Origin of the sequence: Helicobacter japonicus (genome assembly GCF_000762845.2) — a bacterium.
GTDB classification, from domain to species: domain Bacteria; phylum Campylobacterota; class Campylobacteria; order Campylobacterales; family Helicobacteraceae; genus Helicobacter_C; species Helicobacter_C japonicus.
Map to the genome: position 1 here is coordinate 1 of NZ_JRMQ02000001.1, position 17,770 is coordinate 17,770.

The following is a 17,770-nucleotide window of genomic DNA, read 5'->3' on the forward strand; positions in this document are numbered from 1 at the left end:
AATATATGTGATTTGTTGCTTTGTTTTTTCTATTGCTAAATCAATCTTTGTAATTTGTGTATCCAAATAAGAAGCAATGGCTTTCTGCTCTTGTAGGGGCGGCAAAGGGATTTTAATATCTCTTAGATTTGAAGCATAAATATGCACGATAATTTCTCCTTTAGATTCTATCAATTTACAGAATCTAACGCCTTGAGTATTTAGGGCGTATGATAAAAATAGCGCGTCATTTTGGTTTTGCCTAAAAATAATTACATCGCCTCCAGCAAATGCCTTTTCGTCTCCTAAATAAACAATATTTTTTCCAATATCCTCTTTAGTTTCTCCAGACCCTGAAAAAAGAATATCGCCTTTATAGATGGGCGTGGCATTTTTAGCAGTTTCTTGCGATACTTTGGAATGTAGAGTGTGCGTTTTAATTTCGTATTTTGTGTAAATATCTCCATAAATAAGCGTTGAAATTCCCTCATCAAGCAAATCGTTACGCCCTATATTACCGCCTTTAGAAAATTTACCAAAACTTGCAAGGCGTCTAACTTCCCAATGTTTTGGGGTTGTGCCTAGATATTTCACGCCACTCTCTTTTAATTCTGTGTTTTTGTTTAACCCTCTGCAAACCACTGCATTAATCAAAGCTTGTTTTTTTTCAGTCAAAAGCGCAATAAGCTTTTGTTTGGATTCTATAAATTGTGAAATCTTGTCGCATTTTTTATCCAAAAATTCTGCGATTGCTTTTTGCTCTTGTAGGGGTGGAAGCGGGATTTTAAATTCTGCAAGTTCTTTTGAGGTAATACCGCCGATAAGTCCTTTTATACTAGAAAAAAATAAATTTCCAAAAAAGTTACTTTGCAAGATATAAAACAGCATTTTTTTATTAATTGATATTTTATCCGCATTAATACAGCACAATTTATTAACAAAGCAAACTTCTTGATTCAAAAAAGCTAGTTTTTTACCTGCACTTCCACCTTCTACACATAATAAAACTGATGATTTTGGAGCTTTTAGAAAGTTTAAATTATTCTTTTTGATATACATTCCATTTTCATAATCCACTACACAAGAGTCAATCTCTATATCTTTTGTTGCAATATATGGAATAGAGTTTTCCTCCCAAACTTCATATTGTGATTTTTCGCTATCTTTAATGCTGTTGCCTGTGTAAAATTGGGCTAAATATTTTAGTTTTCTAACTTCCCAATGCTCTGGAATCTCGCCGAGCCATTCTATCCCGCTATCTTTGAATCTCATTTCGCAATCTCGTTTAAAAGATTCTGCACTTGCGCTTCTAAACTCTGCAAATCCGCGTTAATACTCTCTAAGCTTCTAGGTGGTGTGTAGGTATAGAAAAATTTATTAAAGAGTATTTCATAGCCTATCTCCTTGCTCTCCCACGCTATCCACGAGTTTGGCACAAAGGGCTTGACTTCTGTGTCATAGTAGGCTTGAATGTCTTGCTTTAGCGGGATTTTCTCTGTGTTATTCGTCCTATCTTTTTCTATGATGATATTTTCCTCACTCTTTTTGAGTTTAACGCTTAAAAACTTTAAAAATTCCTCTTTGTCTTTAAAATCTCTTGGATTGCGCTCTAGCTCTTGCAACTTTGCTAGGATTTTATCCTTGTTTTTTAGCTCTAGGAACTTTTCGTCCTCTTTTAAACTTTCTATGCTTTTGGGTTTTTCTATAAGGATTAGGGTGTAGCCAAAGTCATCATTGTCTAAAATCTTGCAATCTGCATTTTGCTCATAGTTTAAAAATAGATTTGTAATAGTGGCTATATGCTCTTTATTCATTGCATTTTGTTTTTTGCCTAGAGATTTTTTCATTTTGGTGTAATAGCTTTCATTTATCGCGTTAATAAGCTGGACTTTGCCCTTTTTGTGCGGGGGCTTTTTGTTTGTCATAATCCAAATAAAAGTAGGAATCCCTGTGTTATAAAACATATTGGTAGGCAAAGCAACAATGGCTTCTAGGAAGTCGTTTTCTATGATGTGTTTGCGGATTTTTACCATACCACTATCGGAGTTAAAAAGTGAGCTGCCATTATGCACAGAGGCTAGTCTTGAGCCTTTTTCTTCTGCGGGCTTCATTTTGCTAAGCATATTGAGCAAAAACATCATTTGTCCATCGCTTTTGCTTGTGATACCTACTTGGAATCTCAAATCTTTGCAATCACTTTTTGCACCCTTTTTCTCTATGCCCAAAATCTTTTGGTCGTTTTCCCACGACTTGCCATAGGGAGGATTTGTGAGCATAAAGTCAAATTTTAAATCTTGGAGTTTATCTTCGCTTAAAGTTGAGCCATATTTGATATTATCAGAGTCTTCGCCTTTTATCAGCATATCGGCTTTACAAATGGCATAGGTTTCTGGATTTATCTCTTGTCCATAGAGATGAATGCTTGCATTTGACTTTATTACGCCTTGCGGGTCGGTGATGAAATTTTTAGATTCTGTAAGCATACCACCACTTCCACAGGCGTTGTCATAGATGAGATAAGTGCCTTTTTGGATTTCATCTTTCACAGGCAAAAATACAAGATGCGTCATTAGCTGTATGATTTCTCGTGGCGTGAAGTGTTCTCCTGCTTCCTCGTTGTTTTCCTCATTAAAGCGGCGGATAAGCTCCTCAAAGATATAGCCCATAGCTAAATTGCTTAAACCCTCTTGGATAATGTTGCCTTTAGAATCTAAAATGGGATTCATAGAAAAATTGATTTTAGGGGAGCAAAATCTCTCTATCACACCAAAGAGAATGTTTGCTTCCTCTAGGGTATCAAGCTGATTTTTAAATTTGAATTTAGAAATAATATCTTTAATGTTTTCACTAAAACTATCAAGATAGTTTTCAAAATTTATTCTTATGTTTTTAGGGTCATTGAGGAGGCTTTGGAGTGTGAATTTGGAATAGTTATAAAATTTCATATTGCTACCATTTACACCACAAAGCAGACTATCTTTATTTTCTAGTTTGTCTTTGTAGGTTTCATAGGTTTGTATCACACGCTCTTTTGTCGGCTCTAACATCACATCAATGCGCCTTAAAATCGTCATAGGCAAGATGACATCACGATATTTGCCTTTAACATAAATATCGCGCAACAAATCATCTGCCACACTCCAAATGAAATTTACCATAGATTGAAAGTCATTTGCGTTCAAGGGCTCTCCTTTGAGTTAGGCTAAACCTGTTATCATATAAAATTAAGGCTAAAAAACTTATTAGAGAGACTTATCATAGATTTTACATTACTCATTATGTGAGAAAGAAGGGAACAGGAACTTATGGAGCTATTTTGAAAAGATATTCTTTGCATATATGCACAGAAAAAACTTTGGTATTTGTTAAAGAAAGATTCACTTATGCTATAATCGCTACATTATTTTAATTCTATAAATTAAAGCATTAAGGAGCATTTATGAGTAGAGGAAGCATAGACAAGCAAGCAGTGGCTGATTTTTTTACATTTTGTGATGAAAATGAAGTTGAATTTATTGACTTCCGCTTTACAGACATCAAAGGTGTATGGCATCATTTGAGCTTTTCTCGCAGTGCAATTAACGAAGAAAGCTTTGAGGGTATACCCTTTGATGGCAGCTCTATCCCTGCGTGGCAGCCAGTAGATAAATCCGATATGATGCTTATCCCTGAACCTGTGCGATATTTCATTGACCCATTTACTGCTGATACCACTGCGGTAGTCTTTTGCGATATTTGGGATATTTATAAAAATGAGCCTTATGAGAAATGTCCGCGCTCCATTGTCAAACGCGCAATGAAATATCTTAAAGAAAGCGGTATTGGCGATGTTGCCTACTATGGACCAGAGAATGAATTTTTCATTTTTGATTCTATTAAGATTAAAGATTCTGTAAATTGTCAATATTATGAAATAGATTCTGAAGAGGGTGAATGGAATCGTGCGCGCGAATTTGAAGGTGGCGTGAATATGGGACATCGTCCTGGCACAAAAGGCGGATATTTTCCTGTGCCACCTGTGGATTCTATGGTGGATTTACGCGCTGAAATCGTCAAAGTGCTAAACCAAGTAGGATTAGAAACTTTTGTGCTTCACCACGAAGTCGCACAGGGACAAAATGAAATTGGCGTGAAATTTGGCAATATGCTTGAAGCAGCAGATAATGTGCAAAAACTCAAATATGTTGTCAAAATGGTCGCGCATCTCAATGGAAAAACTGCAACCTTTATGCCAAAGCCACTTTATGGAGATAATGGCAGTGGTATGCACGTGCATATCAGCATTTGGAAAGATGGACACAATCTCTTTGCAGGAGAAGCATACCAAGGCTTAAGTGAAATGGCATTACATTTCTTAGGTGGTGTGCTTAAACACGCGCGTGCATTAGCCGCCTTTACAAATCCTAGCACTAATTCCTATAAGCGACTGATTCCAGGATTTGAAGCACCGAGTATCCTTACTTACTCCGCACAAAACAGAAGTGCAAGTATTAGAATCCCATACAACAGCGGTGAAAAAGCAAAACGAATGGAATTTAGATTCCCAGATAGCTCTGCAAATCCTTATCTAGCATTTGCAAGCCTCTTACTTGCAGGAATGGACGGCATAAAAAATAAAATTCACCCGGGTGAGCCTATGGAAATTAATCTTTTTGAGCTTACTTTAGATGAGATTCGTGAAAAAGGCATTAAACAACTGCCACACACTTTGCGGCACGCTATTGAGGAAATGCTTGTTGATAAAGCATATCTTAAAGAAGGCGGCGTATTTAGTGAAGAGTTTATCCAAACCTACAAAGCCTATAAATTTGAAACAGAGATTTGGCCTTGGGAAGCACGCCCTCACCCATTTGAATTCCTCACAACTTATAGCTGTTAGATTCTTTATACAATAAATGCCTTTTGTGAGGCATTTAGTTTTAATTTTTTTATAAACTTATAGAGATTTTTTAAAATCTCTAAAAAAATTTGAATTATTCGGGTAAAGATTCTGTATTTTCTAGTAAATCCAAAGAAGGACCAGCTGGTGCTTGTGTGCTTTCAATCTCTGTATCTTCTTGATTCTCTTCATTACCTTGGTCTAATACTTCTTGTGGTAACGAATCTTCCATAATATCTGTAGTATTTTGTAAAGGTTTAGGCGTAATAATCCCTGCAGATGACTTTTGAGGTTTTTGCATTTTTTGTGCAAATTTATTTGACAAGTAGCAATCAACATAGATTCTGTATAAAAATGGTTCTTTTGCCTTGATATTTGGCACAATCACAGCAAAACTTTTTGTTTCTCCTACGCCAATATCAAGCTCAATATTCGTGCTAGATGAGCTTTTAGGTATAATGCTATTTAGAATCTTAAAGAGCATTATACCATTCTCATCGCGCACTTCATTGACCACAATCGAGCATTCATTGACATCAACTTTTCCATTATGTGTAATATCACCCGCAACAAAAAATCCATTTGTATATTGCATAGCGTGTGCGCTTGTAATATTTACTTCACTTGTATAGAGCACCTTTTGCATTACATAACGCAAAGCAAAAGGTGTGGAGCAAACAACAAGAATTGAAAGAAAAAAGAAAAATCGTGCAATAAATTTTCGCCCTCTAAGCAAAAGTCCGAGCGTAAAAAGCATAATAAATATAAAAAAAATTGCTAAAAGAGTGGCAATTTCATATAAAGAGAGGTAGGAAATAGTTTGCACTAAAAGCGTTTTGACATTCTCAATCATTATCTATTGCTCTCTAAGATGATGGGCGTGAAGCCTTTTCCTCTATACCACTTTGTCCTGTGCGCCTTTGTAATTCTTGCAAAATAAGTTCGGGAGAAATATGCACAGAAGCTAAACCTACAAGAGTGTGATAAAGCAAATCCGCACACTCATAGATAATAGCTTGCTCTTCTTTATCTTTTAATGCAAAACAAAATTCTCCCGCTTCTTCAATAATTTTCTTACCTATACCATTTGCCCCTTTGGCAAGTAACGATGCACTATAACTACATTGTGTATTTTCATTTCTACGCGATTGTATCGTATGATAGAGTTCATCAAGTATATGATATACGCCTTGTAGATGAGGATTCTGTGGTGCTGGATTTTCTACAATATAATTTTCATCAAAAGCAATTCCCTTAAAAAAGCAGCTCTTCTCTCCTGTATGACAAGCCACCCCCACCTGCTGGACAATAAAAATCAAACTATCATTATCACAATCTAAAAGAATCTCTTTAATATGTTGTATATGTCCGCTTTGTTCGCCCTTTTGCCATATTCTTTGTTTAGAGCGTGAAAAATAATGAGCAATTTTATTTTGCACACTCAAAGCCAAAGACTGCTTAGATGAGTAGGCGAGCATAAGCACCTGCTTATCTTCTTGATTTTGCACGATGGTAGGAATTAACTCATACCGCTCCCAATCAATTTGCTCAAGCACATTTTGCATCTATTGCCCTACAACTGCACTTTTTTGCTTACTTTTAGAATCTACCCAAATATTTGGCACTGCACCTCCGGGAGTAAGAAAAATCTGTGCATTATTATTTTCTTTCAATGCCTCGTTAAATTTGCCCTGCGTTTCAATTTGGCGCAATTCAAGTAATCGCTGTGAAAGACTCTCATTTACAAGGCGGTTTGCTTCACTTTGCCCTCTTGCTTCAATTTCTAGTGCGTCAGCCTTACCCTTTGCTCTCTCACGCAAAGCATTTGCTTCTTCTTTAGCTTTTTGTGCATCTCTTTTAGCAAGCTCAACTCCCTCAATGCGCGTTTTTACCTGCTCAGGTAAAACAATCTCACGTAATTGAATCGATACAAGCTTGACAGGTTGATTAGGTGTTGCATCAAGTTTGCTTTTAAATCCTGTATAGATAAGACTGGCTACCTCATCACGTTTTGTAGGAAGTTCCTCCGTAGGGTAATTCCCCACTGCACTACGCACCACATCACGAATCACAGGATTAATAATTTTTTGCTCCCACGCTGTGCCATATTCTGCGATTGTAGCAGGAACTTTCTCACGCTCAAGCTGATACTGCACTGTGAGTTCAATAGAAATGGTCATACCGCTTGTATCCATCACATTAATCGCATCATTGCGCAAAATACTTTGCTCTCGCCCAATATTTCCCATATCTTCAATACGTGAGAAATTAATCGTTCGCACTTTTGTATCCACAATGATAACATTTTGGATAATAGGCACAAAAAAGTGTAAGCCCGGGTCAAGTGGTTTAGGGTCATATTTACCAGTAGTTACTTTAATACCAACTTCGCCTGCATTCACAATCACGAAAGGACGCGCCGCAATGAATATAACAATAAGCAGCACAACAATAATAAGCAATCCTAGAGATTTACCACTCGGCATAGAGGGCATAGGAAAAGATTCTAAATTGAATCCGCCATCACCTCTATTATTGTTTCCATTATTATTGTTTGGGCGATTCCTACCGCCATTATCGCCACCACCCCTTGGTGAATCATTTTTTTGTTCCAATACTTTTTCATCATTTTGGGCACGTTTTTTCTTTAAATGCTCGTTTAAGTCAATAGGCATTCACTCTCCTTTTTTAATCAATATAAGTCAAATAATGTGCATATTTAGGATTTTCACCATTTACGAGTGCGAAAAACACTTCTTGTAATTTCTTTGTCATTTCTCCAGCCTTACCATTACCTATAATACGTGTATCAAGCTCACGCACAGGAGTAATTTCAGCAGCAGTTCCGGTAAAAAATGCTTCATCAGCAATATATACTTCATCACGCGTAATACGACGTTGTTCAACAGGAATCCCCATATCTTTAGCAATTTCTATCGTCGTAGCTTGCGTGATAGATTCTAAAGTATTATCATAAAATGGCGTGATAAGCTTACCATTCCTTACAATAAAAAAGCATTCACCACTACCTTCAGCCACAAAGCCATTATCATCAAGAAGTAATGCCTCATCACAGCCACAAGAAACTGCTTCGTGCTTTGCCATTTGTGAATTGAGATAGTTTGCAGCTGCTTTTGCTTTACCCATAAATGCCTTTACAGGATTACGAACAAATGAGCTAGTTTTTACCTTAATACCATTATTGATGCCATCTTCACCTAGATATGCACCCCATTCCCACGCAGCAATTGCTACATTCACAGGTGCATTCATATGATAAAGCCCCATTACGCCATAGCCTAGATAAATTAAAGGACGAATATAGACATTACCTTTATAATCATTGCGATTTGCTTTTAGGAGCTCAATTTGAGCCTTTTCTAATTCTTCTTGTGTATAAGGAGATTTGATACATACAATTTTTGCAGAATCCAAAAGTCTTTTTGTATGCTCTTTAAGGCGAAAAATTGCTAATCCACGCTTTGTCATATATGCTCTTGTGCCTTCAAAGACAGCATTACCATAGTGTAAAGTATGTGTAAGAACGTGCGTAGTCGCCTCTGCCCAAGGTATTAATTTACCATCTTTCCAAATATATTGTGCTTCATTCATTAAAAATGCCTCCACCAAAAATAATACTTTAAGATTGTAGCAAAAGTTTTGTAATATTTTTATGCTTGGTGGCTTAAAGTCATATTTTTCTCTTCAAGCAAAAGATATTGTGTGATTTTAGATTCAATCTCTTCTTCTACCTTACTTAATTCCTCTGCCAAAGCAACAATACCTTGCCTTTCATATTCTTTTGGATTGCTCAATGCCTCCTGCAAAACTTTTTGCTTTTTTTCAAGCTCTTCAATTTCTCGAGGGAGATTTTGCAAGGCAAGAGTTTGTTTATAACTAAGTTTAGTGGGTTTTTTAGAATCTAGCTTATCTTCTTTTGGAATCTTTAGTGTTGCTTTATCTACAGATTCAAATTTTTCCATACTCGATTCAAAACAAGCAATATCACGCAAATCTTGAGTAATCTCTAAATATTCACTATAAGGCATATGGCTTTGTATCACTTCACCCTCACCCTCAAAAATTAAAAGTTTATGAGCAAGTTTATCGACAAAATATCTATCGTGGCTTACAAAAATAACTGCACAAGAAAGACTCAAAAGATATTCCTCAACGATATTAATTGTTTGTATATCTAAATCATTTGTTGGCTCATCAAGGATAAGCACATCAACTTCTTTTGTAAAAAGTAATGCCAAAGCGACACGATTTTTCTCACCTCCACTCAATGCACCAATTTTTTGAAAAAGTTGTTCTTTAGGAAAAAGAAAGTTTTTTAAATATCCATAAACGTGCATATGCTTACCCCGCACATCAATATGCTCACCTCCATTTGGACAAAAAATACTCAATAAATCTTTATCATCTTCAAGCATACTTGTGTGTTGGTCAAAATATCCTATAGAAATTTCACCAACTTTTATCACACCAGAATCTGGCTTTTGCTCGCCGAGTAGCATTTTGAGTAAGCTTGATTTACCTGAACCATTTTTGCCTACAATGGCAATTTTATCACGTGCTAAGATTCTTAAACTCAAATCTTTCACTAAGCATTTATCCCCTATACTTTTATGCAAGTGTTCAATCTCAAAAAGGCATTTTTGATTATTACCACTTTGTGTAGTGTTAAAAGCTTTTTGCTCCCTTTCAAGCTCAAGACGCATTTTGCGTATCAGTGAGGGGTTTTTCTTTGCCTCTTCTCGCATAGCTAAGATTCTACTCTTGCGTCCCTCATTGCGTTTTGTCCGTGCTTTAACACCGCGTCTTAGCCATTCTTCTTCACTTTTTAGAATCTTGAGTAATTTTTGGTGGGCTTTATCCATATTTTGCAAGAGTTCTGCCTTTTTGGCAAGATAATCCATATATCCACCCTCAAAGCTCCGCACATAACCATTATCAAGCTCAACAATTCGTGTTGCTATCCTATCAATAAAATATCTATCGTGGCTAATAAACACCAAAGTCAAGTGAGATTGTGCAATAAAATTTTCCAAAAATTGCACCATTTGCACATCAAGGTGATTTGTCGGCTCATCAAGGAGCAAAATATCACAAGGCTGAAGAAGCAAACTTGCTAATGCTACGCGTTTTTGCTCACCACCACTGAGTGAATTTGCCAATCTCTCTCCAAATGCCTCAAGCTCAAAATGACTAAGAATTTCCTCTACTAGCCCTTGCAAATCCCAACCTCTATATACACTAAGATATGCACTTAATTGCTCATACTCCTCTAATATTTCTTTACTTGGATTTAAGTTCTCACCCATTATATGATGCAATTCCTCTATACGCTCGTGTGCAGCTTTTATCTCACTCATACTTGCTATAAGCACATCTTTTACGCTTGATTGTGGTGGAAAGATAGGTTTTTGTGCAAGGGAGAGAATCTTAAGATTTTTCACACCAATGCGCTCACCGCTATCTATATCTCTTTGCCCTGCAATAATATCTAAAAGGCTTGATTTACCTGAGCCATTTTTGCCTACAATTGCGATGCGTTCATCTTTTGAGATATGGAAAGAGATACGATTTAAAATAACTTTATGCTCATACTGCTTACTTACATCTTGGAGAGAGAGTAGATTCATTGCGCTTGAAAATCTTTAATTTGCGCCATTGAGAGGATAGCAAAATTCGTCTCTTTATTTCGTTTAGATTCCTTGCCTATTTTGATAATCCCAGCGGGCTTACCAAATCGCAATTCAGCATCTACATAGATAAGCTCAAATTTTTGGCGATTAACTGCACTAAAATATTCAATTTCTTTATGAAAAAGCACAACACTATAAAACTTACTTGCAGACATAATCTTTACTTTAAGATCTAAACAAAAATCTGGATTATCTGAAAAAATCAAATAATTTTTCATATTTTTTTGAATATATTTATTATAGTGTTGATACACGACATATTCATTATCACGCAACTTAGATTTATCAAGCATTTTTACGTGATTACCCAAAAAAGTCATCGCACAAAAAGGGCTATTGATATTGTGTTTAAAAAACACATTTTTAATCGCAAGCGAAGACATTCCAAGCTTCCATAGTTTATTATCAATATGCGTAGCACACACATCCATAGCATCTTTTGTCTTACCCACAAGAACTTCATACATTTTTTTAAACACAGCTTCAAACTTTGTAAGATTATCTTTTTTAAAGCCATCAGCTAATGCTTTTAATCTCTCATATACTTCAGTTAGTGTTTTAATATCGGATTCTGCTTTAGCCACAACTGCCATTGTGCGCTTCTTTTTCTCCTCTAACACTGCTGGGTCGCCCTTTTTCGCATCAATTTTAGATTGAATAGAGCGAAGTTCCATAGAACCTACACGAATTTTATTTTGCATAGAAAGCTTTTGCTCATTAAAGTTTTCGATAGCCCTCAAAACGCCTTTATAGTGATATTGCTGGTCAAGAAAACATTCTTGGTAGATTTTATCAGCAGTGAGATTGACATTGGTTTGAAATTGTCGATAAGAATACTCTAACTTTGTAAGAATCTGCAAATCATCGGCAAAAACATCAATTGTGATATGCCTATCATTAAACACAAGATAATCAATTGCCTTTGTAAGATAGGGTTTTAAGATAAGATAATTAATTCTTTTTTGGTGGCCTTCTTCACTTACCCCATCTTCTTCCATTCCTTGAATAGAATTGAGCGCATTAAATTCCTCACAAAAATACTCTTTAATGGTATTTTGGATAGGCATACTGATTTCAATGCTAGTGAGCTTAAAATAATCTGTTTCCTCAAAAATCTTTTTAGCAATGTTTGCTCGTGCATCAGTTTCTTTACTTTTTAGCTCTTCATCAGTATTTGTGCGCCAAAAATCAATCTCGCGTACAAGCCCATTCTCTGGAAAATCTTGATATTTTGACGCTTTACAACTTGTTATCCTACTCCCACCGCCATTACCTTCTTCATCATCGAGTCGAAATTCTACAAGCATACCTGCACTTGGCATTACACGTTTATCGTGCCAATTTTTCGCACGTAATTCAAAAATTTTTTTTGTAGCATTAATGATAACGCCATTTTTTGTTTGATTTGAATATCTTAATATCTTGCCATGCATTTTGCACTCCTTACCTCAATGTAATTTGCATCTTAAAAAAGACAATCCATCTCATCTATTTATAACAAAGTGTTCATTCTAACTAAACAAAAATAAAAAATTCATTATAAAATCTACAAAATGTTTATGATATAATTCTTGTTTTTATTCTAAAACGCACATTGGGCACAAAACCAAACAAACATTTCAGAATCTAAAAGGATTTTCCATTAAAAAATATAAGTTTAAAAATCAAAAATTGTATCTTTATATTGGACTTAATATTATAGTCATTTTTCTATCTGTAGCAACTATTATCGGTGGCTATGGGCTAGTGGGTGATTTTGGTGTAAGATTTGCACAGATAAACATCAATATTTTTGGCTATATTGCCTATGTATATTTACCATTTTTACTCTATCCTCTCTTTAGATTCTATAAAAATTCTACATTAAACTTTAGACGTCTTGAGCTTATCGCATCATTTTCTCTCTCTTTTGTTGCTCTTCTCATTTTGCAATCCCTTATTTTCCAAAAAGGCTATTTTGGCAATAGTCTTACGCTTTTCTTAAAAGACTACATTGGCTATTTTGGTGTATGGGTGCTTGATATTTTCTTTTTCATATTTTCGTGGCTCATTTCTACACAACGCAATATTGACCTCCTTATGAAACAAGCCAAGCATAAAAGTCTCGTCCTCTTTGATTTAATCAAACATATTTGTATTCTTTCTGCACAACGCATTAAAACGCTATATACTACTCTTAAAACACATCTTTTGCCACATATACAAAAACTCTTTGCCAAACATACCCAAGATGTCCTTGATTTGCAGAGAGCAAAAGAAGAACAAATTACTCAAGCACATTATGACTTTAAAGATGTAATTGTAGAAAAAGGCTTTGATGAAATGCACAAAAGCACACAAACTCTCCAAGATTCTGCACCCAAGCTAGATTCGCAAGAAAACGCACAAATACCAGAATCTATACAATCTACATCTCTACCTCAATCTCTAACATCCAATCCGCAGCAACCTCAAAAGTTACGATTAGAGATTATAGAATCTACCGGACAAGAAATCAATTTGCAAGATTTTTTTAAAAATCAAGTTGCTGAGCATAAAGATATGCTTAAAAAACTCAATAAACATATCGCCTTAACTGAACCTGTGCTTAAAGAGAAGCAACCACATTTATTTATGCAAGATGATTTACAAGAAGAGGAAGCTAAAACACAAATAGATATACAAGAAACTAGCCAAACTTCACATACTAAGCCTATCCCTACACCTCCTCCGCGACCTCTCAATCCAAATGTATTTTTACAAACTACCCCAACCCAAAATGCTCCAATACAGCCTACGCTACCTAAAACAGATTCTACCCCTCACTTAGACTCTAAACCAGAATCTAAAACTTTAGAATCGCAAGAAACTAGCCATTTTACACCTCATACATTAGAAGCAAACTTAACATCTCACGCAACACCTCAAACAGATTTAATACAAACTTTAGATACATCACCATTTACACCTATCATACCACTCTCAAGCACACAAACATTACAACCAAAAGAGCAAGATTTTGTTCCACAAACACCTAGCACAACTTTTAATGATACTAGTAATACACCAAAATCACAGAATCTTGCACCTACACATATTGAAGAAAAAAATGACAAACATACCCAAAATCTTTTTTCTACCCCGACTTTGTCGAGCAAAGAGACGCTCTCATCACAACTTGAGCTTGATATACGAGAAATCGCACCAAAACAAAATAATGCCACACAATGGGTAGATTCTATTGTAAAAGAAATCCCTACGCAAACACCTAATATAAAAGAAAGCACACATTACACACATACACGCATTACAGAGCTTACTGAAAATAAAGACCTCCTTGATAATCTCGAGTATGGGAGAATGGATAAGCCTACAAATTTCAAACTCCCGCTTATAAGCTTTTTAAACCAACCTCTTGATGAACAAATGGAGTTTGATGAAAGCGAAATTGACCGCAAGATTGAAAATCTTTTAGCTAAGCTCAAAATGTTTCGTGTAGAGGGCGATGTGGTGCGCACTTATTCTGGTCCTATCGTTACTACCTTTGAATTTCGTCCTGCCCCAAATGTCAAGGTTAGCAAGATTCTAACCCTTGAAGATGATTTAGCAATGGCATTACGTGCGCGTTCTATCCGCATACAAGCTCCAATTCCGGGTAAAGATGTAGTGGGAATTGAGATTCCAAATAATACAACCCAAACCATTTACTTGCGTGAGATTTTAGAATCTGATTTGTTTAAAACCTCTGCTTCACCACTTACTCTTGCACTCGGCAAAGACATTATCGGCAATCCTTTTATCACAGATTTAAAACGAGCTCCACATTTACTGATTGCTGGAACAACAGGAAGTGGTAAAAGCGTAGGACTTAATGCGATGATTCTCTCTTTGCTTTATAAAAATTCACCTGATAATCTTAAACTTCTAATGATTGACCCAAAAAAGGTGGAATTTAGCATCTATACAGATATTCCTCATCTTATTGCGCCTATTATCAATCAGCCAAAAAAGGCAATTTCAGCTCTCAATAGCGCAGTAAATGAAATGGAGAGACGGCTTGATTTAATGAGTAAGGCACTTGTGAGGGACATTGACACTTATAATCGTAAAATGGCAGATGAAAGAGAAGAAAAATTCCCTTATTTAGTCATCATTATCGATGAATTAGCAGATTTAATGATGACAGGAGGGAAAGAAGTAGAATTTGCCCTTGCGCGTATTGCACAAAAAGGACGTGCTTCGGGGATACATATTATCGTGGCTACGCAGCGACCGAGTGTAGATGTTATCACAGGTTTAATCAAAGCCAATCTTCCCTCTCGCATTAGCTATAAAGTAGGAAGCAAGATAGATTCTAAAGTTATTCTTGATAGCTTTGGGGCGGAATCTTTGCTTGGCAAAGGTGATATGCTTTTCAAACTCTCCGATAATCGTGTCATACGACTTCACGCACCTTGGAGCACAGAAGAAGAAATCGAAAAAATCACAGAATTTATTAAATCCCAGCAAGAGGTTATTTATGATAAGGATTTTATGATTGATGAAAAAGATGAATTAGTCTCTCATAATGATAAAGAAAATATAGAGGGTGGAGATTTACTCACAGAGGCAAAAAATATTATTTTACAGGATAAAAAAACTTCAGCGAGTTATTTACAACGGCGGCTCTCTATTGGTTACAACAAAGCAGCAAATATTATAGAACAACTTGAAAGAGAAGGTTTTCTATCTGCACCAAATACTAAAGGAGTGCGAGAAATCATCGGATAATCACAAATTTACAAAATATAATATTAGCCTTATCTTAATGAAATGTTTATTTTAAATTTATAAAATTTTTCATATCAATTTATATAAGGAGTATTAATGAAATATATAATCTTATATTTATGTCTTTTTACTACTTTTGTTAGCCAAGTTTTAGCGATTGATTTCAAAGAAGCACCAAAGATTCAAAAACGCATTACACCACAATTAGACAATGATACACTCTATTCTTTTAATTCTTCTATTGAACAAGCAAAAAAAGCAGTGGTAAATATCTCTACACAAAAAAATGTAAGCAACCAAATTCCTAATCACCCTATGTTTAATGATCCATTTTTTCAACAATTTTTTGGCGATCTTTATGGAAATATCCCAAAAGACCGCGTAGAACGTAGTCTTGGAAGTGGAGTAATTATCTCAAATAATGGCTATATCATCACAAATAATCACGTTATTGATGAAGCAGATAAAGTGCTTGTATCCTTATCAGATAGCACCAAAGAATATACTGCAAAAGTCATTGGGACAGATGCTCGTAGTGATTTAGCAGTGATAAAAATTGAAGCAAATAATCTCTCTCCTATTAGTTTTGCTGATAGCTCAAATGTGCTTATTGGCGATGTTGTCTTTGCGATTGGGAATCCTTTTGGTGTAGGTGAAAGTATCACACAGGGCATTGTTTCCGCATTAAATAAAAGCGGGATTGGTATCAATGATTACGAAAATTTTATTCAAACTGATGCCTCTATAAATCCGGGAAATTCAGGTGGGGCATTGGTAGATTCTCGTGGGGCACTTATTGGTATCAACACTGCGATACTCTCACGCACAGGTGGTAATCACGGCATAGGTTTTGCTATTCCTTCAGATATGGTAAAAAAAATTGCTAAAGAGCTTATTGAAAAAGGGAGTATTAAACGAGGGTTTTTAGGTGTTGGGATTCAAGATATTAATAAAGACCTCAAAGAAAGCTATGGCGATAATCGTGGTGCAGTTGTCATTAGCATTGAGCCACAATCTCCTGCAGCAAAAGCAGGACTTATGGTATGGGATCTTATCACACACATTAATGGCAAGGCAGTATCAAATGCAGCGGAATTAAAAAATCTCATTGGTATGCTTCCACCAAATGAGCGGATTGTTGTGAAATTTATTCGTGATAAACAAGAACGTGTTGCACAAGTTACGCTTACAGAACTACCTGATAATAAGCCAAATCAAGCTTCATCAACACAAAACGCGCCTTATAGCACAGACCTTGAGGGCTTAAGTGTAGAAGAGCTTACACCAGCTTTAAGGCAACGTTATAGAATCCCAAATGACATTAATGGTGTTGTAGTATCACGTGTGAATCCTAACTCAAAAGCTAAAGAGGCGGGATTTGAGGCTGGTGATATTATCGCGCAAGTAGAAAACACCACTATCAGAAAGCCTGCCGATTTACACAATGCTTTTGCACGATTAAAGGGCAAAAATAAACGAATCTTAGTCTATAATAGCAATGGCACAAAAACTATACTCATTAAATGATAAATAAAATGAATCTAAGGACAATAACCTATGCAAGTAATACAAAAATTAAATGCTTCAAAAAGAAAAATGGGGGGGGGGGAGCAGTGATAAATCTTGATGCTAAACAGCTTACACTTATCAAAGATTATCTCTATAAATATTGTGGTATTTTTTTAAGTGATACCAAAACCACAATGATAAAAAATAGAATCTATATGCTTATGAATGAAACAAAAATACAAAGTATAGATGAGCTACTCACTAGCATTGAACATACCAAAAAAATAAGACAACAATTTATCAATAGCTTCACAACAAACAAAACTGACTTTTTTCGAGAATATCTTCATTTTCAAGATATGATTGACCGCTCACTACCTGTGCTTTTTGGGCTCAATAGACCCATAAAGATTTTCTGTTGCGCAAGCTCCACAGGACAAGAGCCATATTCTATCGCAATGAGCGTTGCTTATGCAAAAAAGATTAATAAAACCAATATACCTGTAAGCATTATCGCTACTGATATTGATACAGAAGTTCTACAGAAAGCACAAGAAGGAATCTACACAATTAACTTTAAACTTGAAAAGTTTCCACAATGGTGTGATATTAATGAATATTTTGACGCACTCGATGATGGTAAAAATGCTTCTATACGTTTATTAAAGGTTAAAGATAACCTCAAATCAATGATTACTTTCAAGCAACTCAATCTCTTTGATAAACGTTATCCTTTTGCACGTGAAGAATTTGACATACTCTTTTGTCGCAATGTGCTTATTTATTTCACACAAGAAGACCAGCCCAAGATTCTCTCACAACTCATTGATACTTTGCGTATTGATGGGACATTTTATTTAGGACATTCTGAAAGCCTCTATCATTTAGCAAGTAAGTTTGAAAAACTTGGTAACAAAACTTTTGTAAAAATAAAGGCTTAATC

General features: G+C 35.6%; 12 protein-coding genes. 4 read left to right on the plus strand and 8 right to left on the minus strand.

Annotation, left to right across the window (positions count from 1 at the left end; genetic code table 11):
• Nucleotides 1-1,251: restriction endonuclease subunit S (locus tag LS65_RS00005; protein ID WP_138129717.1), on the minus strand; the 1,251-nt coding region annotated here is incomplete at its 3' end.
• Nucleotides 1,248-3,137: a type I restriction-modification system subunit M gene (locus LS65_RS00010; protein WP_034363417.1), complete on the minus strand. Its 1,890-nt coding sequence runs from the start codon at nt 3,135-3,137 to the stop codon at nt 1,248-1,250. The genes LS65_RS00010 and LS65_RS00005, both read right to left, overlap by 4 nt.
• Before the next feature lie 281 nt (nt 3,138-3,418).
• On the opposite strand from LS65_RS00010, the gene glnA reads away from it, so the two are divergent.
• Nucleotides 3,419-4,858, plus strand: a complete 1,440-nt coding sequence (gene glnA / locus LS65_RS00015) for a type I glutamate--ammonia ligase (protein ID WP_034362836.1) — start codon at nt 3,419-3,421, stop codon at nt 4,856-4,858.
• A 94-nt stretch (nt 4,859-4,952) separates the two neighbouring features.
• Here the strand turns inward: glnA and LS65_RS00020 are convergent, their stop codons facing one another.
• Genes LS65_RS00020 through LS65_RS00045 form a run of 6 tightly spaced genes read right to left on the minus strand, consistent with a single transcriptional unit; the run spans nt 4,953 to nt 12,002 of the window.
• Entirely contained in the window at nt 4,953-5,711 is a 759-nt protein-coding gene (locus tag LS65_RS00020; RefSeq protein WP_084707953.1) for a DUF2393 domain-containing protein, read from the minus strand.
• 13 nt (nt 5,712-5,724) lie between these two features.
• Complete coding sequence (gene hisIE, locus LS65_RS00025) at nt 5,725-6,423, minus strand: bifunctional phosphoribosyl-AMP cyclohydrolase/phosphoribosyl-ATP diphosphatase HisIE (protein WP_034362834.1); 699 nt, start codon at nt 6,421-6,423, stop codon at nt 5,725-5,727.
• Nucleotides 6,424-7,533: a prohibitin family protein gene (locus LS65_RS00030; protein WP_034362832.1), complete on the minus strand. Its 1,110-nt coding sequence runs from the start codon at nt 7,531-7,533 to the stop codon at nt 6,424-6,426.
• Nucleotides 7,534-7,546: 13 nt separating this feature from the next.
• Nucleotides 7,547-8,470 (minus strand): branched-chain amino acid transaminase, encoded by a 924-nt coding sequence (locus LS65_RS00035; RefSeq protein WP_034362830.1) that lies wholly within the window; start codon nt 8,468-8,470, stop codon nt 7,547-7,549.
• Nucleotides 8,471-8,529: 59 nt separating this feature from the next.
• Complete coding sequence (gene abc-f, locus LS65_RS00040; RefSeq protein ID WP_034362829.1) at nt 8,530-10,506, minus strand: ribosomal protection-like ABC-F family protein; 1,977 nt, start codon at nt 10,504-10,506, stop codon at nt 8,530-8,532.
• The gene (locus LS65_RS00045) at nt 10,503-12,002 is read right to left on the minus strand and encodes a hypothetical protein (RefSeq protein WP_138129718.1); all 1,500 of its coding nucleotides are present in this window, start codon (nt 12,000-12,002) and stop codon (nt 10,503-10,505) included. The genes abc-f and LS65_RS00045 overlap by 4 nt, the downstream gene beginning before the upstream one ends.
• 238 nt (nt 12,003-12,240) lie before the next feature.
• On the opposite strand from LS65_RS00045, the gene LS65_RS00050 reads away from it, so the two are divergent.
• From LS65_RS00050 to LS65_RS00060, 3 genes are all read left to right on the plus strand, one after another.
• Nucleotides 12,241-15,318 (plus strand): DNA translocase FtsK, encoded by a 3,078-nt coding sequence (locus LS65_RS00050; protein WP_236096568.1) that lies wholly within the window; start codon nt 12,241-12,243, stop codon nt 15,316-15,318.
• A 96-nt stretch (nt 15,319-15,414) separates the two neighbouring features.
• Nucleotides 15,415-16,845 (plus strand): Do family serine endopeptidase, encoded by a 1,431-nt coding sequence (locus LS65_RS00055; protein WP_034362827.1) that lies wholly within the window; start codon nt 15,415-15,417, stop codon nt 16,843-16,845.
• A gap of 8 nt (nt 16,846-16,853) precedes the next feature.
• The gene (locus tag LS65_RS00060; RefSeq protein ID WP_236096569.1) at nt 16,854-17,768 is read left to right on the plus strand and encodes a CheR family methyltransferase; all 915 of its coding nucleotides are present in this window, start codon (nt 16,854-16,856) and stop codon (nt 17,766-17,768) included.
• Nucleotides 17,769-17,770: the final 2 nt, after the last annotated feature.

Excerpts from the sequence above, each read along its gene's own strand:
- LS65_RS00010 (WP_034363417.1), bottom strand. The coding sequence starts at position 3,137 with ATGGTAAATTTCATTTGGAGTGTGGCAGATGATTTGTTGCGCGATATT.
- glnA (WP_034362836.1), top strand. The coding sequence starts at position 3,419 with ATGAGTAGAGGAAGCATAGACAAGCAAGCAGTGGCTGATTTTTTTACA.
- LS65_RS00020 (WP_084707953.1), bottom strand. The coding sequence starts at position 5,711 with ATGATTGAGAATGTCAAAACGCTTTTAGTGCAAACTATTTCCTACCTC.
- hisIE (WP_034362834.1), bottom strand. The coding sequence starts at position 6,423 with ATGCAAAATGTGCTTGAGCAAATTGATTGGGAGCGGTATGAGTTAATT.
- LS65_RS00030 (WP_034362832.1), bottom strand. The coding sequence starts at position 7,533 with ATGCCTATTGACTTAAACGAGCATTTAAAGAAAAAACGTGCCCAAAAT.
- LS65_RS00035 (WP_034362830.1), bottom strand. The coding sequence starts at position 8,470 with ATGAATGAAGCACAATATATTTGGAAAGATGGTAAATTAATACCTTGG.
- abc-f (WP_034362829.1), bottom strand. The coding sequence starts at position 10,506 with ATGAATCTACTCTCTCTCCAAGATGTAAGTAAGCAGTATGAGCATAAA.
- LS65_RS00045 (WP_138129718.1), bottom strand. The coding sequence starts at position 12,002 with ATGCATGGCAAGATATTAAGATATTCAAATCAAACAAAAAATGGCGTT.
- LS65_RS00055 (WP_034362827.1), top strand. The coding sequence starts at position 15,415 with ATGAAATATATAATCTTATATTTATGTCTTTTTACTACTTTTGTTAGC.
- LS65_RS00060 (WP_236096569.1), top strand. The coding sequence starts at position 16,854 with ATGAATCTAAGGACAATAACCTATGCAAGTAATACAAAAATTAAATGC.